Below are 25,220 nucleotides of genomic sequence, written 5' to 3'. Positions count from 1 at the left end.
GTCTAATATCATATTTATGCTGAAATAATTGATATCTGTCTCCTTAAATGTATTTATCTACTCATGCTTTAGATATAACGTCCTAGTTGGTTCTGTATGAATGTGCTTGTTTGGCTTGAAAAATATGGTTTGTTGTTTATGTTGTTGTATTGTCTAGGTGTTTTTACACCTGATTTTACAAGTAAGATTAGTATGATGGATCATGAATTAGATGTGGTTACTGGTAGTCTTGCAGAGAGTAATATATTTAAACAACTTTTTTGGATTTCTCTGTTCTTATTTTTTTCGTTTCGGTTTTTTATAAATAAAGAATTTAATAATCTTAAATTGGTATTGATAAGCAAGCTTTTTATTTTATTCGTCATCTGCTTTATTGCTTTGGTGAGTGCTAGTTGGTCAAATTATCCGTTAATAACAATGAAACGCGCCATATTTCAAATGGTATTTTGTGCGTCTATATCAATTGCATTCTGTTTTTCATTTTATCATAAAAGTATTGAGGTGAATCTTAAAGTAGCGATCGTAATCTGTATGCTAATGATCATTTTTTCTATTGTTCAAGGTGCAGGTTTTAATGAAAGTTTAAATTTGGCAGGCTATTTTAAGTCCAAGAATACGATGGGTGTTAATTTAGCTGTGCTGATTGTTATTAGCTATATGTGGATTAAGTCTTTTGATGTAAATAGTCGTTTGCTCAATATTTTACTTGTCATTTTATTTGTGTTTCTATTAATGACCCAGAGTAAGACGAGTATTGTATTATGTATGACATACTTTATATTAATTCAACTCAGTATTTTTAAAATAAAAGTATTAATGTCTATACTCGCGATTACGTTTTTTTCGGTTTTTATTTTTATACCCGGCGTCAGTTATCACATGAATGATTATCAGCATATTGCATTATATGTTGATGCAGATTTCTTTACTGGTCGTGGTATTATTTGGGACGCATTGTATTATGATCTTGAATTTTTTGACAAAATGACACTTGGTTATGGCTACGGTAGTTATTTTGAAGTAGGTGTGATCCCCTTTGTATTAGATGATAAATATAGCTTTTTACAATATATATCATCGGCTCATAATGGCTATTTGCAATTACTTTTACAGTTTGGCGTTGTTGGCTCATCGCTTATCTTTATATTTTTTGTGTTCTCAATGCTGAAATCGAATAGTGTCTTTATCCATGCGGCATTAATCATCCCAATTTTACAAAATGTAACAGAGTCCAGTATATTTAGGGATGCTAACATGGCGTGGTTTTTGATGGTGATGATTGTTATTTCATCTGGTGTTTATATGATTAGGGATGAAGTTATCAATGAGCATGAAGTAATTCGCGGTGCTGAGTGAACTACTATTTACTTAGTGATAGGTTTATCTCATTATGAGTAAAATAAATAACGAATTAAACAAAGGTATTCTTCATAGTCTGATAGGAAAGTATTCACTTTATGTCCTACAAATCACATCTCTAGCTATTTTAGCAAGATTGTTCACTCCCAATGACTTTGGTACGTTAGCTGCACTACAAGTTATTATTTTATTCTTTCAACTGTTAGCCACATCAGGTCTTGGGCCTGCAATTATACACAGAGATTCGATTAATGATGAAGATCGTGATGGTATCTTCAGTGCGACATTAATTATTGGCCTTATGTTGTCATTATTATTTATTTATATTACGCCTGGTCTAGCGAGCTGGCTTGAATTAATAAATGTCAATTTACTCACATATGTTTTAGCCTTGAGTGTCTTTTTTTCTGCAATTTCAATGCTGCCATTGGCGTCGTTACAAAAGGACACCCAATTTATAATTATTGGGAAAGCAGAGATATTTGCAGAGTTAATTGCACTAATGGTTTGTATTCTACTTTATTTTATGGGGCTAGGGGTTGTAGCCTTGGCGATAAAAATATTAGTCACGCCGATAGGACGTTTCATTTTTTATCATCGATTTTCAAAGAACACTGAAATAGGCAAAGCCAAAATAGGCATCAAAATATCAAGTATTATACCCTTGTTGGCGATAGCTAAATTTCAACTCGGATTTAATATACTTAATTTTTTCTCGCGAAATTTAGATACTTTGTTAGTGGCGAAATATTTTGGTGTCACGACCGTTGGTTTCTATGAAAAAACATACCAAGTTATGCGTTATCCACTCCAATTGTTTACTTTTGCTATCACACCTGCACTGCAACCCGTACTGACTCGGTATAAAAGTCAGCCTGATATAATTTTTACTGCTTACTATCAATTGGCCTATAAATTGGCTGTGTTGGGGATCTTGACGGCTACAATTATGTTTTGGTATGCAGACGATATTATCTTCATTCTCTTTGGTTCGCAGTGGTTAGCAGTGAGTGAATTATTGAAAGTATTAGCATTATCAATCCCTGTGCAAATGGTCTTAAGTTCTACAGGAGGCTTATATCAAGCGATGGGCGCTACAAAACAGATGTTTTATTGTGGCATATTTTCATCGGTGGTTAATGTGTCCGCTATTATATTCGGTGTTTATATGGGGGACATGATCGTATTGTGCATCAGTTTAGTGACTGCTTTTATCATCAATTACATACAATGTTTCTATGTATTACATCGTTTTGTATTTAAGGTTAAAAGATTGAAGTCTTTTATGATTTTATCTTTCTTTGTGTTTATTAGTTTGTTAAATGTTTTTTTTGGTCAGACCGAAAACATTCCGCATGACAGTTTTAGTTACGCTAACAGTTTTTATAATATCGCTTATGTAATAGCTCCGTTGATATTAATATTCATATTTGTTTTTTTTGTAAGTAGGAAATTTAATTTTTTAAAAGATGATTTGTAAATCAAATTTAACTTCCGATGAAATATCGGCTTCGTTTACCTAATATTTTAATAATACTAATAGATAGTAATGAACTTATTACAACCACAAGGCTGAACTTTATAATCATCGCACTAGCTTCATTAAATCCATAATTTAATAATATATCGTTGATAGATAACCGTGCCAACAATATTAATACATAGCCATGAATAAAATAGAGTGAAAAAGATATATTAGCAAAGAAAGAAAGAGGTTTAACGTTTTTATTTTCAAGTGAGTTTAACGAAGTCATCACAAATAACAATAAAGAAACTTTTTGTAAGTACATAATGTCAATACCTGAGAATGTAAACAAGTCTTTATGGCTACTACCAATAACACCCATGAAGCTAACTTGAAAATAAGCGAGCAGTACCGTTGTTATTAAAAATATCACATTATATTTTTTTATTTTTTCAATTAAGTCTCGATTTACAACAGCATAAATACCAAACAAATAGAATGGGATATAATAGAGAAAAGAATGAAATGGATTAAGTCCGCCTATAGGCCTATGAGCATAGATCGCGATAATCGAAAATATAAAGAGTATCGATAATTGAATACTATGTTTTAATAATGAGAACTTAACTATAATTGGTGCGCTCATAAATAGTAATGCAGCAAAGGGTACATACCAATATGCAGTAACATGCCTACCTGTGAGAAGATTGATTACACTGCCTTCGATAGTCGTTACATTCCCGAGGAGTGGGTGAAAATCACCAGTCATTGCTATGTTAATAATAGCAGGGGTTGAGCAGATTAAATATGGCAGAATTACATACTTAAACTTCTTATTTAAATACAAAGGATAATTAAACACACCTTTTTGTAAATGTTGAAACAAATAACCACTAATGAATACAAATAAAGCAGTCGACCCTGAAACTAGGTTGGTGAATGTTGGGAAATCCACTTCGCTATTACCTACGTGTACATGTCCTGCGATGATAATTAATATTGCAAAGCCTCGAAAGTAGTGAAAAGAAGTTATAAACATATTAACTCTTCTTCTTAATGCTACGATTTAAGATTATAGCTTAATCACTGGTTATATAAAGTTTTACACTGGTATTACATGTGTTTTCGATTGTTTATGTTGGATTTTATGTGTTTGTTGAATATATACTCTTCTGAAAAGTAACGTATGTTGCGGCCATAAAAAAAATCACTGCTATATTTAGTGAGATGTTTAATTAGTATTTAAAAATTAATTCCACTATTTTTCATTGAAAAAATAATTAATGGATTATCAATGACATATTCATTGGATGAGCGAGTCATTTATTTAGCTCGGTAGTTCATATTTCAAAATGTGACTACTTTAAATTTGTTAAGGAATCGTATTTTGAAACCTACTAATACATTTAAGGTAAGTTCTGCTAATTATTCTTTTGTTTATCGATTCTTAGATTTAAGTTGTGTTACATTTTCTTTTGTTATTGTAATTCATAGCCATAACCTTCGAATGACACAAGAATATATAATTGTAGCGTTAACGGCAGCCGTCGTTTTTTTATATATAGCAGAAGCCCTTAATTTATATCAATCATGGCGTGTAGGCCGATTTATTGCCGTCCTCATGACTGTCGTTGCTGTGTTTATATCTTCATTTTTAATATTGTTTGGTATTGGTGCATGGCTGGAAACCTCCTTTGTGTTTCCGAGTTATGTCTTAAATGTCTGGTATTTTGTAGCATTTTTGTGTTGTTTTACGTGGCGGGTATTGAAGTATCAATGGTCTGTTGTACGCTGTAAATTGGGCATAAACCTACGAAAAATGGCTATCTTAGGCGCAACGTCAACAGGGGCTAATTTATATCATGAAATCAGTCATTGTGATGAATTAGGGTTTGATTTTGTGGGTTTTTTTGATGATAGAAACGCAGAACGTTTACCTAAAGGCATGACGGTAGTGAGTAATATATCTGCGGGTATTTTTGAAGCTAAAAAGGGTTCAATTGACGTTTTGTTCATTGCGTTACCTATTTCAGCCGAGAAACGTATCGCAGAAATTATCAATTTATTATCAGACACAACAGTCGATGTTTATGTTTTACCCGCATTTATGCTCTCTGATGTTATGCATGGCCGTGTTACACATGTTGGTAAAATTGATGCGCTAAGTATTTTTGAATCCCCTTATTTAGGTGCCAAAGTTTGGTTAAAACGATTTGAAGATATTACAGTAAGTCTAATCGCCATAATACTGCTTTCCCCTGTGTATCTTGCTATCGCAATCACGTTAAAGTTTACATCCCCTGGTCCTGTATTGTTCAAGCAAAGTCGTTATGGACTACACGGAGACAAAATTTCTGTCTACAAATTCAGAAGTATGTCGGTAATGGAATCTGACGGCAAGGTAACACAGGCAACCAGAGATGATAAACGTGTTACCCCTTTTGGTGGTTTTTTACGTCGTAGTTCCCTTGATGAGCTCCCGCAATTCTTTAATGTACTGATGGGTAACATGTCTGTTGTCGGGCCTCGGCCTCATGCTGTATCACACAATGAGGAGTATCGTAAACTCATTCAATTTTACATGTTAAGGCATCATGTTAAACCAGGTATTACCGGCTGGGCACAAGTCAGTGGCTGGCGAGGGGAAACGGATACATTAGATAAAATGCAGAAACGTATTGAGTTTGATCTTTATTATATTTTGCAATGGTCAATTTGGTTTGATTTCAAAATTATGCTGTTAACTGTACTGACCTGCTTAAAAAGCGACAACACATATTAGCTATTTGAGAGATAAGGTATGAACAACACTCGGATATATCAACCTACGAGGCGAGCCAAAATGAAAGCATTCAAAGGTAACTACTATTGCTTAGGCTTAGGCTTAGTTTTGTTGAGTGGAGGGGCTGTTGCATACACACAAGATACATACATTACTGATGGTGGGCTATTCGTAAAACCGTCGTTGGAAGTGAGTATTGTAGATGATGATAACATTTATAAGCAACAAGAAAATGGCACCAGCAGCACTATAGTCACTGTTATTCCGATGGTAAATTTAAAAGTTGATGATGGCATTAATTACTTTAGCCTTGATGCTCGAGCTGAAAAAGGTATCTATGAAGCAAGCTCTGCTGATAATTATATGGACGGATTGCTCGGTTTAAATGTGCATTTAGAACCCAGTGACACGCACCGTATAGACATAAACCTTAAAACTCAATGGTTAGCTGAACAGCGCGGCAGTGGCTTGACAGAGCTGAATTATGAATTAACTGACGAACCAATTACATATGGTGAAAATACGCTGTCTGTAAAATATGAATATGGCGCATTGCAAACAAAAGGACGTCTTGCTTTTAACGCTAAATTTTACGAAAAAGAATATACTAACTTTGAAACCATTACCCGAAGAAGTAATTACGACTCATTGTTATTGGGCTCAATATTTTTCTATTCTACAAGAGCACATACCGATGTCTTTATTGAAATAAATGCTGAAACCATTGGTTATGATTATAACAAACCTGGGGATCTAAATCGCGATTCTGATGTATATACTGCATTGTTAGGTATGCAGTGGAAAGCATCTTCCATCGTCCATGGGTTCATCAAATTGGGTGGACAAGCAAAAGAATTTGATGATAAAGGCCGTGAAGACTTTACGGGTTTTAGCTGGAACATTGGTGGTGTTTGGCGTCCGCTGACTTATTCAAAAATTACGTTTTCCACGTCTCAAAGCACGAAAGACCCTGATGTTGATGGTGACTATGTGCTTGAAACAAAATACAAGCTTGATTGGAAGCATAACTGGACATCGTATTTTTATTCATCTGTAGGGATTTATAAATTCACGGATGATTACAGTGGTATATCTCGAGTTGATGATACGGACGGTTACAAGCTTAAATTTAACTATGATTTTACCGATAATATTGCCATCACCCTATTTGGACTTTGGGATAGAAATACTTCAACAAATACGATATTCGAATATGATAAAAATGTTGTCGGCGCTAGTTTAACATTGACGCTTTAAAGGACAGTATAATGAAAAGTATCTTTTTTTGTATATTATTGCTCTTAATACAAACACCAGTATTAGCAAAGGGATCTTATATTTTAGGGCCTGGTGATAAGGTCGAAATTAAAGTTTTCGGACAAAAAAACCTGACGGTAGAAACGTTACTGAGTAATAGTGGTCAAATTAACTATCCGTTTTTTGGCGAAATAAAGGTAACCGGTCTAACGGTTAAGCAAGTTGAAAAATTGATTTATAACGGTTTGAAAGGAGATTACCTCGTTAATCCAAACGTTTATGTTCATGTCATTGAATACCGACCTTTTTATATACACGGTGAAGTTAAGAAACCTGGGGGTTATTCATATCAGCCTGGTTTAACGGTAAACCAGGCGATAGCGCTGGCTGGCGGACTAACTGAACGCGCATCAAAAGATAAAATATATTTATTTAAAGAAAAGAATAAAAACACGCAAATAAACGCAAGCTTAACGTATAAAGTTAATGCTGGTGATACCATTTTGATTAAGCAAAGGTTTTTCTAATGGATAAACTTGAACAGAGTCTCAATAAATCCTCGGTCAATAAAGACATTGTGTTACCTTCACCGCATTGGCATGTTGTCCAGCGCTATAAATGGCGTATTTTTTTACTGTCTGTCTTTGTCTCTCTCTGTGCCGCGTTGTATTTATCAAAAGAACAACCGCTATACCGCGCTTCTGCTACGTTATTAATCGAAGCAAATCAAGCGCAAGCTGTTTCGTTTGATTCAGTACAAGGGCTTGATTCAAATAGAAAGGAATATTATTTAACTCAGTTTGAGATTCTTAAATCTGGATCAATTGCGGAAACTGTATTTGACCGCTTAAATTTACAACTGCAACCATCATTTCAAAAGCGTGAGAGTTGGCGTGATATAGCCGTCGCGTATATTCTTGATGTTTCACCTCTGATTAAATCATTTATTATGAATGTTGATAGTGAATTTGCGGAGAACATTGGTGCGGGTTATATCAGTGGCGTACCACAATCAGCGACAGATATAAGCAATCAAGCGCTTGAAAGTCAACAAGTGAAAATTTCGCGTTTAAGACAGTTTTCAAAACGTTTAATCGTGACGCCAATTAGAAAAACACAGCTTGTTAAGCTTTCATTTGAGAGTGAAGATCCCGCACTTGCTGCAATGATTGCCAATGCTGTCGGCGAGGCATATATAGCACAAGACCTTGAGGTAAAATCATCTATTAATAGAAATGCAGCTCACTGGTTAACAAAAAGACTTGAGGGTTTACGCCAGAGTCTTGATAAATCTGAAACGCTATTACAAGCATATCGTAAAGAAGAAAATATCATTGATTTACAAGATCGAGGTGGACGAGGATTGACCGGTTTAGTGAGTAATGAACTTGAGCAAACGTCTTATCAATTAGTTGAAGCCAAGAATGAGGTGAATCAGTTACGGAGTATTGTTCGTGCGATTAATGAATTCGGGGTTAAGAACCTGGAGAAATTAGAGTCAATACCAGAGATAACATCACACCCGATCATTCAAAATATCAAAAGTTTAAAGGTAAGAGCTAAATTAAAAGTATCGGAATTATCACAAATTTATGGTCGTAAGCATCCCGATCTTATTGCAGCTAAATCAGAGCTCTATACGGTGAACAAGCATCTGACAATACAAGTTTCTAAATTGGTAACAGGTTTGGAGAGAGAGCTAAAAACCAAGAAAAGTAATGTTTCGGCATTAGAAAGACAATACAGTAATATTCAGAATCAATTTCAAGATGTTATCGGTAAAGATAATGAATATCAAAAGTTAGTGCGAGACGTACAAAGTAACCGGAAATTATATAATACGTTTCTAGAACGCTCTAAAGAAACGGCGCTGACGAGTGATTTTAATGCAGCGGTAGCACGTTTTACTGACCGAGCTAAAACGCCAAATAAACCGATTACGTTAAGCACTAAAATAGCCGTCATTGTTGTATTTATATTAACGATATTGTTACATATCACTTATTTACTCATTAAAGAATATTTTACCGACAATTTTAACTCTGTGGGAGATATAGAAACTAAGCTTGGATTACCTGTGTTAGGTGTATTACCTAAAGTTGCTAGAAAACGAAATCAAGATTTAGATTTACACTATTTTTTTAATGACGATGGTCGCCAGTTTTCTGAATCAGTGCGGACATTACGCACGAGTTTCCTACTTGCACAGGGCCAGCGGGTTAATCAAGTGATTGGGATCATCTCATCGCAACCTAATGAAGGTAAGTCAACAACCGCGACAAATATTGCGTTCTCGTTAGCTCAGATTGAAAAGACAGTACTGATAGATGCTGATATGCGTAAACCAAGTTTGGCAAAGAACTTTCGTATTCCAAAAGATAAACCTGGACTTGCACAAGTGATAACGGGTGATGCTAATTTATCTGATTGTATTACCGTGGATCCGGCTTCGGGTGTTCATGTAATGACGTGCGGCCCAACACCGAAGAATGCGCAAGAATTACTATCCTCAAAACGTTTTAAACTATTATTGGAAAGCCTCAGACAATCCTATGACCGGATAGTTATTGATACGCCACCTATTCAAGCTGTCAGTGATTCATTGATTATATCGTTACATACAGACGCGATTATTTATGTCATTAAAAGCGAAGCGACACGAGTAAGATTAGTGCAAAATGGTATTCGTCGCCTTATTAAAGTGGATGCCAATTTAGTCGGCATTGTGATGAATCACGTCAATACCGACGGTGTTGTAGATTCTGATTACTATTACGGTTATTACAGCGATGATGAATATGCCGAAAAGCCGGCTAAGTCATAACTTGGCTTAGAGTAATCGTTACAAATTAATATTTACAGCAAGCACTAGGGGGAATAAGTGTTTGCTGTTCATTCAATTTATGATTAAATTACTTAAATAGGAAATTCATTTACAAGGTTCTAAATGCATACATCACGTATATTTAAGCGTTCTATACTTATTTTAACTTGTAGTATATTTCTCGCATCTTGCTCTGGTACTCCTCCCGATAATATTGGTATTGTTAATTCGCTGCTCACACCTTGTCCTGAGTCACCAAATTGCGTATCAAGTGATAGTCTAGACGAAAGTCATTATGTACCAGCGTTTAAATTAGAAGTGAGTGCTGAAGTGGTTTGGTCTGAAATTAAAGTCTATTTACAAGCACAACACAATATGGAGATCATGACAGAAACGGCAGATTACCTGTATGTCGAAAGTACGAGTACTTTAATGCGCTTTGTCGATGATTTTGAACTTCACCTTCGTCTCAACGATGGCATCATTGCTGTTCGATCAGCATCGAGGTTAGGTAAGTCAGATTTTGGTGTGAATAAGCAACGCGTTGATGATTTGTATAAAGCATTGAATGATAAAGGGTTAGTGAGTAAAGCCGCTAAGCCAAATTGATTAATGGGTAATACATTTAATTGTATTACCCATTTTTAGTTCTATTAATAACGCGGTTGTTTTAATTATCGATTAATTACAGGTGATTAGAAGTAATTTAACAGTTTCCGGTAATAATCATTGGTTTCCATTAAGGTTTTATGATCCCCTTGTGCAACAATCATCCCTTCATCCATAACGATGATTTTATCCATTTTTTGTAACATTAATGGTTTGTGGGTGATCAACAGTAAACTTTGTTGTGATTGCTCAAGTTGTTTAAATAGACTTGTAATTATTGCTCTTTCACTATGACGATCAAGTCCTTTGGTGGGCTCATCGAGAACGAGCGCTTTTGCATTTCGTAATAACACTTGTGCTAAACACAAACGTTGTTTTTGACCACCGGATAAACCAGAACCTGTTTCTCCTAACCAAGTATTAAATCCATTCTCTAGCTCATCAATAAAATCGATTAATCCCACAACCTGACATACATCACGCATTTGTGATTCTGTTACTTTCGGGTTTGCTAAGCGAAGGTTATCACCAATCGTTGCATGAAAAAGATGGCTGTTTTGGCTCATCAATGCAATGTGTTCACGTAATGATTCTGTATTCAGCTCATTTAAATCAACGTCATTAATGGTGATACCTGGCGTTAACGTATCGACCATATCTGACTGTGACGTATTGTTCGATTGCGGAATAGGCCAGAATCCCATTAATAGATTTACTAAGGTTGATTTACCCGCACCACTGGCACCGATAATCGCAACTTTCTCACCTTGTAGAATGGTAAGGTCGATATCTTTTAAAACACAGTCATGACCATCAGGATAAGTGAAACTTAAATCATTAAACTTAATTGGACCTGTTGTCACTAAAGTATCACCACCAAGGTCGGGGATAGGCTTATCAATAATCTCGAACAAGCGAGCTGCACTATTATGCACTTTAGGTAAGATTTGGCAGGCGAGGGGCATATTAATGACTGTTTCGAAACAAACTAAAATGAGTAGTGCTGCACTGGCAACAAACTCCGGTTTTAAATCGCCGGTTTGTACCAGAGGTACGAGTAGATATAAGCTTGCAAACACGGTTGCGTTAATGGCTAAAAATGTTAAAGCAGTGGCTAATGCATGTAGGCGGTGTAAATGTAATTCAGCGCGGTGATAGCTTTCTGACACACGATTAATCGATTTTTGATATTGATGTGAAATTTGATAAACCAATAATTCACGCATTGACGCCATGCCGTCGACTAATTCAACTTTTAGCTCACTTGAAAGTTTCGCTTGTTGTTGTGCGCGCTTTTTACTTAATAATAAAACAAATATTGGTAACACAAAGCCGATAAGGATTAATGCACCGACAATAACAAACGCGAGGTCGGATGAAATAAAACTCACCCCCCAGCCAACAAGTGGAATACTACAAATAGCAACTAATGTAGGTAGTAACACTCTTAAGTAAAAATTATCAAGTTCATCTATATCTTGTTGCAAACGAGCAAGGATATCTGCTGACTTAAAGTTAACACGGTAGTAGGGCAATAACGGCTCTAAGCGTGTATAAAAATAATAACGTAATGCAGCAAGGGTATTAAATGTTGCACGGTGAGTTAACAAACGTTCAGCATATCGACCAGCTGTACGTACTATGGCTAAAAAACGGATGATTGCGGCAGGCGTGAAATAGTTAACTGTTACACCTGACAGTCCAGCAAGGGCCATGATGGTAATGAACCAACCGGAAATAGCGAGTAACCCAATATTAGCCATCACGGTGATAATAGACAACAAGGTACCGAGTAACATTAAAGGGAGTTGTGGTCTTAGGAGTTTCATCAATCTAACTAATGGATTCATGCGCTCGTCTCCATATCGATGTTAACAGTATTTGCATAGCTGCCATTTAGCTCAAGCAATTCGGTGTGGGTACCTTGTTCGATAATTTGACCTTGCTCTAATACAATGATCTGTTTCGCGTCAACGACTGTATGTAAACGATGGGCAATAACAATAACTAAATGCTGTTTTGCATATTCAGCGATACTATCACTGACAATTTGCTCGGTATCTTTATCCAAATGGCTACTTGGCTCATCAAGAATGAGCACATCCGGCTGGTGGTAAAATGCGCGTGCTAGTGCTAATCGTTGAGATTGGCCACCAGAAATACCAACACCACCTTCACCAACATGAGTATTTAACCCGTCTTTTAATTGCGATACAAAATCAGCAAGACCGACACTGGTTAATACTTGCTGTATCTTAGCGTCGTCATAGTCTTCTGTTAACGCGATATTGAAACCAAGACTGCCGTAGAAAACGTGGCCTTGTTGTGCGATCCAACCACAATGATTTAGCCAAGCATCACGCTCTGCAGATGTGTGTTTAGTACCGTTGATCGTCATTGAACCACTATCAGGGGTGTTAAAACCTAAGATGGTATCGATCAGCGTTGATTTACCAGCGCCACTTTCACCAATAACAGCATATAAACCGTGATTAGATAGCGTTAAGTTAATATTTTTAAGTGTGTTTTTACGACCAGAGTAAGTGAAGTTCACATCTGTTAAGGTGATATCGAACGGTGCCTTGAACTGTGTTTCAGTTTGGCTTTCTTTAATTGGTATCGTGAGAATTTGTAGCATATCTTGAGCTGCGGTAACCCCCGCCATTTTGGCGTGATATTGAGTACCTAATTGTCTAAATGGTAAATAGAATTCTGGGGCAAGTAACAGTACCCACAGCGCTAATAAATAATCAACATCACCATAATAAAGTCTAAACCCTAAGATCACAGCAACAAGTGCAATGGCAATAGAAGCCAAAAACTCTAACATGAATGAAGAAAGAAAGGCGATCTTTAAGATCCCCATGGTTTGATTACCATAGTCTTCACTAATGGTTTTTACTGCGGCCATTTCTTGGCGCGATGCGTTGAATATTTTAAGCTGAGTCAGTCCTTGAATAATATCAAGGAAATGGCTGCTCATGCGCAGCAGTTTGGTCCAATGCTTTTGGTTTAAATCATGTGCTTTATGGCCAATAATGATCATAAACATCGGCACCATAGGCGCAGTTAGCATTAAGACTAAACCAGAAAGCCAATCCATTGGGAATACGGCAAATAAGACCGCGCTTGGGATCACCGAACAGTAAGCGACAACAGGTAAGTAACCTGAGAAGTAATCTTCGAGTGAATCAACACCTTGATGCAGCAGTTGAGCTATTTTAGCGCTGCCGATAGTCTGTGTTTTTGCAGGACCCATTGCGAATAAGTGCTGTAACAATTGTTGTCTTATAGACACTTTGATGAGCATGGCTGCATGACGACTGTATCGCTCACTGATATAACCGAATACAGTACGAGTAATAATGATGGCAACTAAGCCAAATAATAATGGGGTTATTTCTGCAAGGGCTTTGTTTGAGAAAATAATTTCGTTGATGATACCAGCCAAAATGGCCATTTGAATAATCATCAATATGCCATTTACCGAGCCTAATGCAATCGCTCTGCTTAAACGACCTTGGGCATGAGTGCGTTGGCTCTTTAGCCAAGTTAGAAGTTCTTTTTGTGTGTAATCTGTCTTTACCGATTCTGTCATTGGGTAGCCTGAAATTGGAGGAATATTGAAAGAATAGACCCTGAAATTGGAGGTTTAGAAACAGACGCCCGTCCTTGGGCGTAGTGCTTAATCCTTACTTTTCATAAGTTAAATTATGCTAAGTTATTTTTCATTATCCTGATCTTTTGCAATGTTATCTGTGTGTTGTTCCATTTCGTACCACATTACATTGATGATACCGAGCGAAACAGCCAGTAAAACACCTAGAATCCAACTGAAATACCACATGGTTTACTCCTTAATAAGATGAATGGGTGTTATTTTCAATTTCTTCACGGGTTACCGTTCTCCACATTTTGTAATAACACCAAGTGGTATAACAAAGGATGATTGGTAAGAATATTGCTACGACAATGAGCATTATGTTTAATGTCTTCTCACTTGATACCGCATCCCATAACGTTAAGCTGTGATTAGGCATACTGCTTGACGGCATAACAAATGGGAACATAGATACGCCCATCGTGAATATCACACCAGCAATTGATAATGCACTTGCAGTAAATGCTAAACCACCCGGCTTGAAGCGTGCAAGTAAGCCCGCCACAATAGCCATGACAATACCTGTTGTTGGTAATAACCAAAGTACAGGATGTGCATTAAAGTTATTTAACCAAGCGCCGGTTGCTGTTATTACAACTTTGTTTGTTGGCTGTGCAAGGGCAAATGGGTCTATCGTGCTTTGAATGATAAAACCATCAATTGAAGTAGCAATCATTAGACCTGCAAGGCTAAAGCTAACAACAAGTACAGCTGCAAATATCTGCGCTGCTTTTGCTGATCGAGCGGCAACGTGTTCATCTGTACGCATTGATAACCAAGTGCCACCGTGCATCAACACCATAGAAACACTTACTACACCACTAAGTAGCGCAAACGGGTTGAATAAAGCAAAGAATGAACCTGTATACGTAACACGCATAAATTCATCAAAGCTAAATGGTACACCTTGCAATAAATTACCAAATGCAATACCGAACACTAATATCGGGACCATACTGCCAACGAATAAGGCTTTATCCCAGTTGTAACGCCATTTTGGTGAATCAATCTTACTGCGATAATCAAAGCCAAGTGGGCGTAAGAATAAGCAGAAAAGTGTCAGCATCATGGCAAAATAGAAACCACTAAATGCGGTCGCATATACCATTGGCCATGCAGCGAATAATGACGCTCCTGCGGTGATAAACCATACTTGGTTACCGTCCCAGTGAGCCGCAATCGTATTGATCACAACACGGCGTTCAGTATCATCTTTTGCAACGAAAGGCAGTAAGCCACCCACGCCCATATCCATCCCATCGGTGATTGCAAACCCGATAAGTAATATCCCGATGATTAACCACCAGATAAGTTTTAAGCTTTCATAATCAAACATAATCTAAGCCCTTAGTATTTGTCTTGACGTAATTGTGGTGATGCTTGTTGAGTTTCTTGCTCAAAATGGTAACGGCCTGTATGTAATGAGCTTGGACCAATTTTCGTAAACTTGATCATTAACCACATTTCAATAACGAACATAATGCTATAAGCAGAAATGAATGCAAGCATAGTAAAGAGTACTGAGCTTGCGTCATGGCTTGAAGTTGCCATGAACGTCGGTAAAATTTCACTGATAGCCCAAGGTTGGCGACCAAACTCTGCAACAAACCAGCCTGTTTCTATCGCAACCCAAGGTAATGGTAGGGCGAATAGAATTGCTTTTAATAACCAGCGTTTTTGTTCAATCACACGGCGTGCGTTGTAGTAGAAGGCCAAGACAAATAAGCCAAACATAATTACGCCACTAGCGACCATTATCCGGAACGCCCAGAATATAGGTGCTACTTTTGGAATTGAATCGTCAACCGCCATTTGGATTTGTTCTTCAGTCGCATCGACAACATTATCGGTATAGCGTTTAAGTAATAATCCGTAACCTAAATCTTGCTTAGTTTCATTAAAACGTGTGATGTTTTCAGGCGTTTCTTCACCACTACGTAATTTTTGTAAATATTCATAAGCGATCATACCGTTACGAATACGTGGTTCATGTGCTTTTTTCAGATCACGTATGCCAGTTACTTCGCCGTCAAGTGAACGGGTAGCAATAATGCCTAATGCATATGGGATCTTAATCGCGTAATCCGTTTCCATGGTTTCATCATTTGGAAAACCAATGAGGGTGAATGCGGCTGGTGCTGGTTCTGTATGATATTCGGCTTCAATTGCAGCCAGTTTAACGCGCTGAACTTCACCCACTTCATAGCCAGATTCATCACCCAGTAATAATACAGAGCAGATAGAAGCAATACCGAATCCGGCAGCAATAGAAAATGAACGTTTAGCAAACGCTACGTCACGGCCTTTTAATAAGTAATAACTACTGATACTCATAACAAACATCGCGCCTGCCACGTAACCAGCAGAAACAGTATGAATAAATTTAACTTGTGCAACGGGATTGAAAACCAGTTCACTAAAGCTAACCATTTCCATACGCATTGTTTCGTAATTGAATTCACTGCCGACTGGATTTTGCATCCAACCGTTTGCAACTAAAATCCACATCGCTGACAGGTTAGTACCAATTGCCATTAAGAAAGTAGCAGCTAAATGCTGTCGCTTACTTAATCTATCCCAACCGAGTAAGAACATGCCAACGAATGTCGATTCAAGGAAGAATGCCATCAGACCTTCAATGGCGAGTGGGGCACCAAATACATCACCCACATAATGTGAATAATAAGACCAGTTAGTACCGAATTCAAACTCCATGGTTAAACCGGTAGCGACACCAATAGCGAAGTTAATCGCAAAGAGTTTACCCCAGAATTTAGTCATATCACGGTAGATAATACGTCCAGTCATCACGTAAACCGCTTCCATGATAAACAGGATCCAAGTCATACCGATCGTTAATGGCACAAATAGGAAGTGAAATAGAGCTGTGATGGCGAATTGCCAGCGAGATAACTCTACTAAGGTTTCATTAATCATTTTTAGAATACTCCTCTAGACTAATTTGAATCAGAATTTTTTTTATTAGGAAATAATTGATCTTTAACAGATAACATTTTGGATACGCCAGCGCCCAACTTCATTAATCTACTGAGTTGCTCTGGGTTTAGACGTTGTAATTCTGCCGCCCACTCAGTGACCATTTCGAGAAGGTCATGAATTTCTTGCATTTTATTTTGTGCAAACTCATCACTGGCATCAGTTGGTTTTTCAAGTAATGATGCGCGCAACAAAGATAGCGTCGGATCAATTTCACGCTTACGACGTTCTTTAAATACAGTATTGGCCATATCCCAAATGCTGCCAATAGCACTGTAGTACTCTTTACGATCACCTGGGATATGGCTAACTTGAATCAACTGCCATGACTGCAGTTCTTTAATGCCCATACTGACATTGCCACGAGAGATATTTAAGCCACTGGCAAGATCATTTGCGCTGAGTGGTCCTTCTGTAATAACAAGAAGCGCATACATTTGGCCTACTGTACGATTAAAGCCCCAGCGACTGCCCATTTCACCGAAGTGATAAACAAAAGATTGATTTTGTGCGGAGATATTCACATGCTACCTAACGAACTTTCAGAAATTTCTGAAAGTTTAAATCACTAACGGTATTTGATCAAGGTCAAACTCTGTAAGAATACGTCTAAAAGTGTAAAGTTTTGTTGATTTATATCAAAATGCTATATGGCCGGTTAGATTTATCAAAGACTTGTTATAAACAGCATTTAATGACACCCTGTAGCTTGTCAGTAAGTGATTGTAATTTAGATTAACTTAATTTTTCCATAAAGTATTTTAGATTAAGTTAATTTACATAAGGTTAATATTTATCTTATTCATCCAGATATTCAACTGTTCTTATGTGAATCAATCGACTGTTTATAAATTGTGCGTAAAGGATTAAATAATGCCAATGAAAAATGAAAGTACAGCCTCAGTAGAATTTGAGCAAGACAAACACTGTAAAAGTACAGGTAAGGACAGTTCTCAGAATGCATTTTTTAGTGGATGTGCAAACAAAATACTTGATTTGACGGGTTGGTATTGCGAGCCGATCCCACACAAATATAAAAAAGCCGTTATTGCCTATGCACCACATACATCGAATTGGGATTTTCCGTTATTGATGGGGGCGCGCTTTGCCAATAAAGTGAATGTACAGTGGGCGGGTAAATCGGAGATGTTTTGTTGGCCATTTAAAAATATACTGACCTTTTTAGGCGGTGTGCCGATTGAGCGTTCAAAGTCGACCAATATGGTGCAGAGTATTGTTGATATTTTTAATACTCAAGAGCGGTTTCTCTATGCGATGTCGCCAGAAGGCACTCGAAAATATCAAGATTTTTGGCGTTCAGGATTTTATTACATTGCGTTAGAAGCAAATGTGCCGATTATTTTGTACCGTTTAGATTACAAGAATAAAAGAGTAACCATTGGCGATGTAATTACTGTGACAGGCGATATTGAGAAAGACCTCGCGGTAATTGATATGGTATTTAAAGATGTCACACCGAAATTTAAAGAGAAGTATTGCTTAGCTAAATTTAAGCGATAGGAAGAAAGTGACCTTATTTGGTTAGCTTTTTACTGTAACCACAAAAACACTGGTTAAATATACAGTTAAAACTCGGAGCTCGTAAAATCCTGAGTTTTAACTGATTAAGGACAATTAAATACCTATTTAGTGTCAGTCTAAATGTTATTTATGACGATTTTCTAGACATTGAACCACTTCAGTCAGTGGCACATCTTCTTTTTGTAGCAGAACGAGTAGGTGATACAGGAGATCAGCGCTTTCATTCACTAATTCGTCACGATCTTTTGCAACTGCAGCCAAAGCAACTTCAACACCTTCTTCACCCACTTTCTGTGCGCAGCGTTTCGTACCTTGAGCAAATAAGCTTGCCGTATAGCTTTCTTCTGGATCCGCTGTTTTACGCTGTTCTAATACTTTATCCAGTTGTGCGATGAAAGTAAGTGCAGGTTTGTTTTCTGTTACAAAGCAGCTTTCAGTGCCTAGGTGGCAAGTAGGACCGCAAGGTTTAGCGGTAATAAGTAATGCATCATTATCACAATCCTTGGTGATCTCTTGCACTAATAAATAGTTCTCTGAAGATTCACCTTTTGTCCATAAACGTTGTTTAGTACGGCTAAAGAATGTCACTTTACCTAGTTCGCGTGTTGTTGTTAAAGCCTCTTCATTCATATAGCCCAGCATCAATACTTCACCTGATACTGAGTCTTGAATGATTGCCGGCATTAAACCATCTACTTTTTTCCAATCAAGTTGGTTAATTTGTTCGTTTGTTATCATGTTCTGATCTCCACATCTTGATCTCGTAGATATTCTTTTAATTCACCAATATTGATGACTTGCTTATGAAATACACTTGCGGCTAGTGCGCCATCAACGTCTGCGTCTTTGAATACACTGTTAAAATGAGCCATTTCACCAGCACCGCCAGATGCGATTAATGGTATTTTACAGATTTTACGGGCTTTTGATAATTGCACTGTGTCATAACCGCCGCGAACACCGTCTTGGTTCATGACATTAAGCACTATTTCACCAGCACCACGTTTTTGCACTTCTTTAATCCATTCAAAGGTCGTCCACTTGGTTACTTGTGTGCGCGCTTCATCACCAGTGAATTGGTAAACTTTGTATTCTTGGGTATCTTCATCAAAGTAGCTATCGATACCAATAACAATACATTGCACACCGAATTTAGCGGCAAGCCGGTTAATTAAACTCGGATCTGCCAGCGCAGGGGAGTTGATTGATACTTTGTCAGCGCCAAACTCTAGAATACGCGCTGCATCTTCTTCACTTTTAATACCTCCAGCAACACAGAAAGGAATATCAATTACTTCTGCTACGCGGCTAACCCAACTTTTGTCAACGACCCGTTCGTCTGCACTGGCTGTAATATCATAAAATACTAATTCATCAGCGCCTTCTTCAGCGTAACGTTTAGCAAGTGGAACGATGTCACCAATCACTTCATGATTGCGGAATTTAACCCCTTTGACGACCTTACCATCTTTAACATCTAAACACGGTATTATGCGTTTTGCTAACATATTACATCTCCAGGAAATTCTTGATTAATTGTGCACCCGCTTTACTTGAACGCTCTGGGTGGAATTGCACACCGTAGAAATTATCTCGATTCACGGCTGCACTAAACGGTGCGCCGTGCGTACAGGTTGCAATCGTGTCACTGCCAACGGCAAGCGCATAACTGTGTACAAAATAGAAATAACTGCCACTTGGAATATCCTTGAATAACGGATGATCTTGTTGCGGTATTATTTGATTCCAACCCATGTGAGGCAGTCGAACACCTTCATTTGGCATAGGGTCAATAGTGCCACTAATTAAGCCAAGTGTTACAACATCATCTTCAGCTGAGAATTCAGCCAGTAACTGCATACCAAGGCAAATGCCTAACACAGGTTGAGTGAGGCTTTTGACTAACTCAATCAGTTCGCGGTTAGCTAAGTTTTTCATTGCTTCTTGCGCAGTACCTACACCGGGTAAGAATAATTTATCCGCGTTGCGTAATACGTCGGCGTCACGGCTTACCGTTACTGTATAACCAAGACGCTCAACGGCAAATCTTACCGACGAGAGGTTGGCACAACCCGTATCGATAATAACAACCTTGCTATTTAATTTATCATTACTACTTGCTTGGTCCATTAAAGCACTCCTTTCGAGCTCGGCAGTACATCGCCTTCTACTTTTATGCATTGACGTAGTGTCCGGCCAAATACCTTAAATAAACTCTCAACAAGGTGATGGGTATTTTTACCTTCGACCTTAAGGTGCAGGGTTGCTGCCATGCCATCACTTAAAGAGCGGAAGAAGTGCGGTACCATTTCGGTTGCAAATTCGCCAATATGATCGCGAGGGAAGTCACCACTAAACTGCAAGTAAGCGCGGCCTGATAGATCCAGAGAGCAAGATGCTTCGCATTCGTCCATTGGCAATACAAAACCAAAGCGGCCAATACCACGTTTGTCGCCTAATGCTTGATTGATCGCATTACCTAACGCCAGTGCCGTATCTTCAACTGTATGGTGATCATCAATGTGTAGATCGCCTGATACACTCAGTTTTAGTCGAAAGCCGCCGTGTGTGGCAATTTGATCTAACATATGGTCAAAGAACCCCATACCGGTATCAATACTATTACCACCTTGGCTGTCGAGGTCGACATCAACGTGGATATTCGTTTCTTTCGTGGTGCGGGTTACACTCGCCACGCGATTACCTTTATTCAGTATTTTCTGTTCGATCATAGGCCAATTCAAGTTATCTCTGTTATAGAAGATCCCTTCAATGCCCATGTTTTCGGCAAGTTGGATATCAGTGATACGATCACCAATAACATACGAGTTAGCAAAGTCGATACGACCTGACTGTAGGTATTCTTTTACCATGCCTAAGTGTGGCTTACGGCAACTACAGTTATCTTCGGTAAAGTGAGGGCAGAGTAATACTGACTCGAATTTAACCCCTTGTGAAGCAAACAACGCCATCATGGCATTTTGTGGAATATCAAAATCACTTTGTGGGTAGCTATCACTGCCTAGCCCATCTTGATTAGAAACAATGACCAGTGTGTAACCCGCATTTTGTAATTTGAGTAACGCTGGGATCACGAATGGTTCAAACTTTAGTTTTTCTAAACTGTCGACTTGCTTATCGCTAATTGGCTCATCAATTAATGTACCATCGCGATCAATAAATAAGAATTTTTCCTTGTTCACATCGGGCTCCTGCTTGTTTATTTTTATTTTTTAATGCTCTTATATTAAGAGAGTACGGACTTTAAAGCGACTAATGTATTGTTCATTTCAGCCGCGCTGCCTAAGGTGATTCGAATACAGTTTTCTAATCTTACTTTGGAATTAAAATCTCTTAATACAATACCTTGTTCGCCAAGTAAGCTAAACACTTTCTGGCTATCGTTAAATTGTACTAATACATAGTTACCCGTGGCAGGGAATACTTTTTCTATACCCTGCAACTGATTTAACTCGTCTATAAAGGCACTGCGCATACCATTCAGCTGCGCTACGCGGGATTGCATCGCGCTAATACCTGATTCTGTTAACGCTTGAGTGGCAATTTGTGCAACAGGCTCAGGTACTGGATAAGGTGCAATTACTTTTGACAGCAATGTAATAACTGTTTCACTGGCTAAAGCAAAACCACAGCGTAATGATGCTAACGCGAATGCTTTTGATAGTGTTCTTAAAATGACAAGGTTGTCGAAATCTGGCAACAATGATACTTGTGATGCTTCGGGGCAAAATTCGATATAAGCTTCATCGCATACGATAATGGCTTTGTCTTTTGCCGCGTTTAATAAATCAGTTAAGCGATCTGTACTAAGCAGGTTACCCGTTGGATTATTTGGTGCACACAAAAACACCACATTTACTGTGTCTAGTTGTGCTTTAATCGCATTATAATCAGGGTCGAAGTTCGCATCTAGATCTTGTCTTATGATATTTACACCACACGTTTCAGCACTGACTTCATACATACCGTAAGTGGGTGGATTAATGAGAATACTATCTTTACCTGGCTCACAGAAAGTACGAATCAGCAGTTCAATTGCTTCATCAGCACCTCGAGTGGTGATAACTTGTGCTGGTTTTACACCCGCGTATTCGGCATAACCGTTAATTACTGATGCGGGTTGAAACTCGGGATAGCGGTTTAAGCGACTGCAGTCTAATGAATAGTGGCCTGAATCAGGGGCTTCATTGGCATTTAACCAGATATCACCTGTACCACCAATTCTACGAGCTGATAGGTACGGCGTTAGTTCTTGGACACTCTTTCTTGCGAGTTGTGTTAATTTGTTGCTCATAGCATTGCTCCCAAACGATCAATTCTGATTGTGACGGCACGTTTGTGTGCGTCGAGTCCTTCTGCATCAGCCAGACAAGTGACCGTCTTCGCCAAGCTCTTGAGACCATCTTGGGTTAACTCCTGAACAGTGAAGCGTTTAGTAAAATCTGCAAGGCCTAAACTTGAATAGGTTTTAGTGTAACCATAGGTTGGTAATACATGGTTAGTGCCACTTGCATAATCACCGACAGATTCTGGAGACCAAGCACCTAAGAAAATTGAACCTGCATGTTTTAGTTTTGGCAACAGACTACGTGCATTCTCAGTTTGAACAATTAAATGCTCTGGTGCATAGAGGTTACTAATTGCAATTGATGTGTCTATATCATTGGTCACAATAATTAAACTTGATGCAATAGACTGTACAGCTATCTCCTGTCGAGACAAACACGCTAATTGTTGTTGAACTTCTTGAGAAACTTCTGCCGCTAGCTTGCTCGATGATACAACGAGTATGGATTGTGAGTCGGGACCGTGTTCAGCTTGCGAAAGTAAGTCAGCTGCGATAAAACCAGCGTCAGCGTCAGCATCGGCAATCACCAATACCTCTGATGGGCCTGCGGGCATATCAATAGCTGCCCCTTTAATATCCATGCTTACCTGGCGTTTAGCTTCTGTAACAAAGGCATTACCTGGGCCGAAGATCTTATCTACTTTTAGTATAGATTCAGATCCATAGGCAAGGGCTGCGATTGCTTGTGCGCCACCAAGCGTATAAATTTCGCTTACACCGCATAATTGGGCGGCAAATAAAATTTCATCGGCAATCGGTGGTGGTGTGGTTAAAACAATACGTTCACAATTTGCAATGTTAGCCGGTGTAGCAAGCATGAGTACAGTTGATGGTAGTGGGGCTGTGCCGCCTGGGATATATAAACCAACAGCATCAAGCGCAACCGTATGCATTTCACACACAACACCAGGCATAGTTTCTACACGAATCGTATCTTGTACTTGCGCTTCATGAAAAAGATGAATGTGTTGCTGTGCTTGTTTGATAGCTTGTTTAGTTTCATCGTCTACGCGTTGACTTGCAGCTTCAATTTCTGCCGTTGTCACACGTAAACAATCCGTTTCAACTTTATCAAATTTTGCGGTTAATGCTTTTAATGCGTTATCACCTTCATTTCTTACTTGGGCAATAATATCGGTAACAATGTCACCTATTTTTGCCGAGTTTGATATTGCAGGTCGCATTAATAATGCCGATTGTTCTGCTTGACTAAGTTGATCCCATACTACTGTCTTCATGCTTGATCCTCCCTTAACATTGCTTATGCATGTTTGCTACTAACCGAGCATTTTCTCAATTGGTAATACTAAAATTGAACTTGCGCCTAACTGTTTAAGTTCTTCCATTGTTTCCCAGAATAGCTTCTCGGTACTCACCAAGTGTACTGCAACTTTATCGTCAGTCGATGCAAGTGGTAATACTGTTGGGTTTTCTGCACCAGGAAGTAGGGCTATCACCGCATCTAGCTGTGATTTTGGTGCGTGTAGCATGATGTATTTACTTTCTTTCGCTTGCATTACACCTTGAGCTCGAACCATTAGGCGATCAACTAACGCTTGTTTATCTTCAGATAATGGCGCTTTTGCTTGGATTAACACGGCTTTTGAGTGGAAGATATCTTGTACTTCTTTAAGGCCGTTTGCTTCAAGTGTTGCACCTGTTGATACTAGGTCACAAATCGCATCTGCAATACCAGCACGAGGGGCAACTTCAACTGAACCATTCAGCATGACCGATTTAAAATTAACACCTTCTTTATCTAAGTAGCGTTTTAGTAGTTCAGGGTATGATGTTGCAATACGTAACCCCTCTAGTGAATGCGGGCCTTGGTAGTCAAACTCTTCTGTTGCAGCAATAGACAAGCGGCAGGCACCAAATGTCATGCGTTTAAGCAGTTTGTACTCAGCGGGTTCTCCAAGACGTTTACGCTCTAGTTCTTTCTCTTCTAGTTCGTTTTCACCAATGAAACCAAGGTCAGCAACACCGTCCATGATTAAACCGGGAATATCGTCATCACGTACACGTAGTAGGTCAATTGGCATGTTTTCACAGTGTGCGATCAGACGTTGTTCGCGCATGTTAATTTTAAGGCCCATTGCTTTAAGTAGGTTTTGGGATTCAGTGCTAAGACGGCCTGATTTTTGAATTGCGATTCTTAGTCTTGGTTGTTCATTTTTGATTTCTAACATAGTAATCCTTTAACCTTGTCAAAATAATTGTCTATAAACGAAAAAACCCCCGGAAGTTCAATCTTCCGAGGGTTTTTCTAAATGAGTTCCGGAAGTTTGCATGCATACACCTCCAGTCAACAGCCTGAAAGCTAATCAAATATGATGATGGTGATGCACGTTTACT

Annotated in this window: 22 protein-coding genes and 1 other annotated feature; of the genes, 8 read left to right on the top strand and 14 right to left on the bottom strand. The window is 38.4% G+C overall.

The features are described from left to right. The first annotated feature begins 96 nt into the window (after positions 1-96). Positions 97-1,356, top strand: a complete 1,260-nt coding sequence (locus AKG98_RS05075; protein ID WP_067042338.1) for an O-antigen ligase — start codon at positions 97-99, stop codon at positions 1,354-1,356. A gap of 34 nt (positions 1,357-1,390) precedes the next feature. Beyond that, positions 1,391-2,839, top strand: a complete 1,449-nt coding sequence (locus AKG98_RS05070) for an oligosaccharide flippase family protein (protein WP_067042334.1) — start codon at positions 1,391-1,393, stop codon at positions 2,837-2,839. A 7-nt stretch (positions 2,840-2,846) separates the two neighbouring features. On the opposite strand, the gene AKG98_RS05065 is transcribed toward AKG98_RS05070, so the two are convergent. Then, entirely contained in the window at positions 2,847-3,863 is a 1,017-nt protein-coding gene (locus AKG98_RS05065; protein WP_067042331.1) for an acyltransferase, read from the bottom strand. Between the two features lie 348 nt (positions 3,864-4,211). Between AKG98_RS05065 and AKG98_RS05060 the strand changes: the two genes are divergently transcribed. The 5 genes from AKG98_RS05060 to AKG98_RS05040 all read left to right on the top strand — a co-directional run bounded on the left by AKG98_RS05060 (position 4,212) and on the right by AKG98_RS05040 (position 10,296). Further along, positions 4,212-5,606, top strand: coding sequence for an undecaprenyl-phosphate glucose phosphotransferase (locus tag AKG98_RS05060; protein WP_067042328.1), 1,395 nt, complete (start codon positions 4,212-4,214; stop codon positions 5,604-5,606). Positions 5,607-5,666: 60 nt separating this feature from the next. Continuing rightward, positions 5,667-6,863: an outer membrane beta-barrel protein gene (locus AKG98_RS05055; RefSeq protein WP_067042325.1), complete on the top strand. Its 1,197-nt coding sequence runs from the start codon at positions 5,667-5,669 to the stop codon at positions 6,861-6,863. Positions 6,864-6,874: 11 nt separating this feature from the next. Further along, positions 6,875-7,390, top strand: coding sequence for a polysaccharide biosynthesis/export family protein (locus tag AKG98_RS05050; RefSeq protein ID WP_157534065.1), 516 nt, complete (start codon positions 6,875-6,877; stop codon positions 7,388-7,390). After that, positions 7,390-9,687 (top strand): polysaccharide biosynthesis tyrosine autokinase, encoded by a 2,298-nt coding sequence (locus AKG98_RS05045; protein ID WP_067042319.1) that lies wholly within the window; start codon positions 7,390-7,392, stop codon positions 9,685-9,687. The genes AKG98_RS05050 and AKG98_RS05045 overlap by 1 nt, the downstream gene beginning before the upstream one ends. A 123-nt stretch (positions 9,688-9,810) precedes the next feature. Further along, positions 9,811-10,296: a DUF1499 domain-containing protein gene (locus AKG98_RS05040; protein ID WP_067042316.1), complete on the top strand. Its 486-nt coding sequence runs from the start codon at positions 9,811-9,813 to the stop codon at positions 10,294-10,296. A gap of 86 nt (positions 10,297-10,382) precedes the next feature. Here the strand turns inward: AKG98_RS05040 and cydC are convergent, their stop codons facing one another. From cydC to AKG98_RS05010, 6 genes are all read right to left on the bottom strand, one after another. Then, a complete protein-coding gene (gene cydC / locus AKG98_RS05035; protein ID WP_067042313.1) occupies positions 10,383-12,146 on the bottom strand; it encodes a thiol reductant ABC exporter subunit CydC in 1,764 nt (587 codons plus the stop codon). Continuing rightward, the gene (gene cydD, locus AKG98_RS05030) at positions 12,143-13,894 is read right to left on the bottom strand and encodes a thiol reductant ABC exporter subunit CydD (protein WP_067042309.1); all 1,752 of its coding nucleotides are present in this window, start codon (positions 13,892-13,894) and stop codon (positions 12,143-12,145) included. Before cydD ends, cydC begins: the two co-directional genes overlap by 4 nt. A 123-nt stretch (positions 13,895-14,017) precedes the next feature. Then, positions 14,018-14,143 carry a cytochrome bd-I oxidase subunit CydX gene (gene cydX / locus AKG98_RS05025; protein WP_067042306.1) on the bottom strand — a complete coding sequence of 42 codons (126 nt, stop codon included), beginning with the start codon at positions 14,141-14,143 and terminating at the stop codon, positions 14,018-14,020. 10 nt (positions 14,144-14,153) lie between these two features. Beyond that, positions 14,154-15,293, bottom strand: a complete 1,140-nt coding sequence (gene cydB, locus AKG98_RS05020) for a cytochrome d ubiquinol oxidase subunit II (RefSeq protein WP_067042303.1) — start codon at positions 15,291-15,293, stop codon at positions 14,154-14,156. Between the two features lie 11 nt (positions 15,294-15,304). Further along, positions 15,305-16,894, bottom strand: a complete 1,590-nt coding sequence (locus AKG98_RS05015; protein WP_067042300.1) for a cytochrome ubiquinol oxidase subunit I — start codon at positions 16,892-16,894, stop codon at positions 15,305-15,307. Positions 16,895-16,914: 20 nt separating this feature from the next. Then, positions 16,915-17,478 (bottom strand): GbsR/MarR family transcriptional regulator, encoded by a 564-nt coding sequence (locus tag AKG98_RS05010; protein WP_067042296.1) that lies wholly within the window; start codon positions 17,476-17,478, stop codon positions 16,915-16,917. A gap of 349 nt (positions 17,479-17,827) precedes the next feature. On the opposite strand from AKG98_RS05010, the gene AKG98_RS05005 reads away from it, so the two are divergent. Next, a complete protein-coding gene (locus tag AKG98_RS05005) occupies positions 17,828-18,475 on the top strand; it encodes a lysophospholipid acyltransferase family protein (protein ID WP_067042293.1) in 648 nt (215 codons plus the stop codon). Between the two features lie 144 nt (positions 18,476-18,619). Here the strand turns inward: AKG98_RS05005 and hisIE are convergent, their stop codons facing one another. Genes hisIE through hisG form a run of 7 tightly spaced genes read right to left on the bottom strand, consistent with a single transcriptional unit; the run spans position 18,620 to position 25,054 of the window. After that, positions 18,620-19,234, bottom strand: coding sequence for a bifunctional phosphoribosyl-AMP cyclohydrolase/phosphoribosyl-ATP diphosphatase HisIE (gene hisIE / locus AKG98_RS05000; protein WP_067042290.1), 615 nt, complete (start codon positions 19,232-19,234; stop codon positions 18,620-18,622). After that, positions 19,231-20,004 carry an imidazole glycerol phosphate synthase subunit HisF gene (hisF, locus tag AKG98_RS04995; RefSeq protein WP_067042287.1) on the bottom strand — a complete coding sequence of 258 codons (774 nt, stop codon included), beginning with the start codon at positions 20,002-20,004 and terminating at the stop codon, positions 19,231-19,233. Before hisF ends, hisIE begins: the two co-directional genes overlap by 4 nt. Before the next feature lies 1 nt (position 20,005). After that, a complete protein-coding gene (gene hisH / locus AKG98_RS04990) occupies positions 20,006-20,626 on the bottom strand; it encodes an imidazole glycerol phosphate synthase subunit HisH (protein ID WP_067042284.1) in 621 nt (206 codons plus the stop codon). Beyond that, positions 20,626-21,699 (bottom strand): bifunctional histidinol-phosphatase/imidazoleglycerol-phosphate dehydratase HisB, encoded by a 1,074-nt coding sequence (gene hisB / locus AKG98_RS04985; RefSeq protein ID WP_067042281.1) that lies wholly within the window; start codon positions 21,697-21,699, stop codon positions 20,626-20,628. The genes hisH and hisB overlap by 1 nt, the downstream gene beginning before the upstream one ends. A 44-nt stretch (positions 21,700-21,743) precedes the next feature. Next, on the bottom strand, positions 21,744-22,811 hold the full coding sequence (gene hisC / locus AKG98_RS04980) for a histidinol-phosphate transaminase (RefSeq protein ID WP_067042279.1): 1,068 nt from the start codon (positions 22,809-22,811) through the stop codon (positions 21,744-21,746). After that, complete coding sequence (hisD, locus tag AKG98_RS04975) at positions 22,808-24,103, bottom strand: histidinol dehydrogenase (RefSeq protein WP_067042276.1); 1,296 nt, start codon at positions 24,101-24,103, stop codon at positions 22,808-22,810. The genes hisC and hisD overlap by 4 nt, the downstream gene beginning before the upstream one ends. A 39-nt stretch (positions 24,104-24,142) precedes the next feature. After that, positions 24,143-25,054 carry an ATP phosphoribosyltransferase gene (gene hisG / locus AKG98_RS04970; RefSeq protein WP_067042273.1) on the bottom strand — a complete coding sequence of 304 codons (912 nt, stop codon included), beginning with the start codon at positions 25,052-25,054 and terminating at the stop codon, positions 24,143-24,145. 37 nt (positions 25,055-25,091) lie between these two features. Continuing rightward, positions 25,092-25,211: a sequence feature (His leader region), on the bottom strand. Positions 25,212-25,220: the final 9 nt, after the last annotated feature.

Source organism: Moritella sp. JT01 (genome assembly GCF_001574435.1).
Classification (GTDB): Bacteria; Pseudomonadota; Gammaproteobacteria; order Enterobacterales; family Moritellaceae; genus Moritella.
This window is presented reverse-complemented; position numbering and strand designations above follow the sequence as displayed.

What these genes read in the sequence shown, in the direction of transcription:
- cydX (WP_067042306.1), bottom strand. Translation starts at nt 14,143, where the DNA reads ATGTGGTATTTCAGTTGGATTCTAGGTGTTTTACTGGCTGTTTCGCTC.
- cydD (WP_067042309.1), bottom strand. Translation starts at nt 13,894, where the DNA reads ATGACAGAATCGGTAAAGACAGATTACACACAAAAAGAACTTCTAACT.
- cydB (WP_067042303.1), bottom strand. Translation starts at nt 15,293, where the DNA reads ATGTTTGATTATGAAAGCTTAAAACTTATCTGGTGGTTAATCATCGGG.
- hisG (WP_067042273.1), bottom strand. Translation starts at nt 25,054, where the DNA reads ATGTTAGAAATCAAAAATGAACAACCAAGACTAAGAATCGCAATTCAA.
- hisC (WP_067042279.1), bottom strand. Translation starts at nt 22,811, where the DNA reads ATGAGCAACAAATTAACACAACTCGCAAGAAAGAGTGTCCAAGAACTA.
- AKG98_RS05015 (WP_067042300.1), bottom strand. Translation starts at nt 16,894, where the DNA reads ATGATTAATGAAACCTTAGTAGAGTTATCTCGCTGGCAATTCGCCATC.
- AKG98_RS05040 (WP_067042316.1), top strand. Translation starts at nt 9,811, where the DNA reads ATGCATACATCACGTATATTTAAGCGTTCTATACTTATTTTAACTTGT.
- AKG98_RS05005 (WP_067042293.1), top strand. Translation starts at nt 17,828, where the DNA reads ATGCCAATGAAAAATGAAAGTACAGCCTCAGTAGAATTTGAGCAAGAC.
- hisIE (WP_067042290.1), bottom strand. Translation starts at nt 19,234, where the DNA reads ATGATAACAAACGAACAAATTAACCAACTTGATTGGAAAAAAGTAGAT.
- AKG98_RS05055 (WP_067042325.1), top strand. Translation starts at nt 5,667, where the DNA reads ATGAAAGCATTCAAAGGTAACTACTATTGCTTAGGCTTAGGCTTAGTT.
- hisF (WP_067042287.1), bottom strand. Translation starts at nt 20,004, where the DNA reads ATGTTAGCAAAACGCATAATACCGTGTTTAGATGTTAAAGATGGTAAG.
- hisH (WP_067042284.1), bottom strand. Translation starts at nt 20,626, where the DNA reads ATGGACCAAGCAAGTAGTAATGATAAATTAAATAGCAAGGTTGTTATT.
- AKG98_RS05065 (WP_067042331.1), bottom strand. Translation starts at nt 3,863, where the DNA reads ATGTTTATAACTTCTTTTCACTACTTTCGAGGCTTTGCAATATTAATT.
- AKG98_RS05050 (WP_157534065.1), top strand. Translation starts at nt 6,875, where the DNA reads ATGAAAAGTATCTTTTTTTGTATATTATTGCTCTTAATACAAACACCA.
- AKG98_RS05070 (WP_067042334.1), top strand. Translation starts at nt 1,391, where the DNA reads ATGAGTAAAATAAATAACGAATTAAACAAAGGTATTCTTCATAGTCTG.
- cydC (WP_067042313.1), bottom strand. Translation starts at nt 12,146, where the DNA reads ATGAATCCATTAGTTAGATTGATGAAACTCCTAAGACCACAACTCCCT.
- AKG98_RS05045 (WP_067042319.1), top strand. Translation starts at nt 7,390, where the DNA reads ATGGATAAACTTGAACAGAGTCTCAATAAATCCTCGGTCAATAAAGAC.
- hisD (WP_067042276.1), bottom strand. Translation starts at nt 24,103, where the DNA reads ATGAAGACAGTAGTATGGGATCAACTTAGTCAAGCAGAACAATCGGCA.
- AKG98_RS05075 (WP_067042338.1), top strand. Translation starts at nt 97, where the DNA reads ATGAATGTGCTTGTTTGGCTTGAAAAATATGGTTTGTTGTTTATGTTG.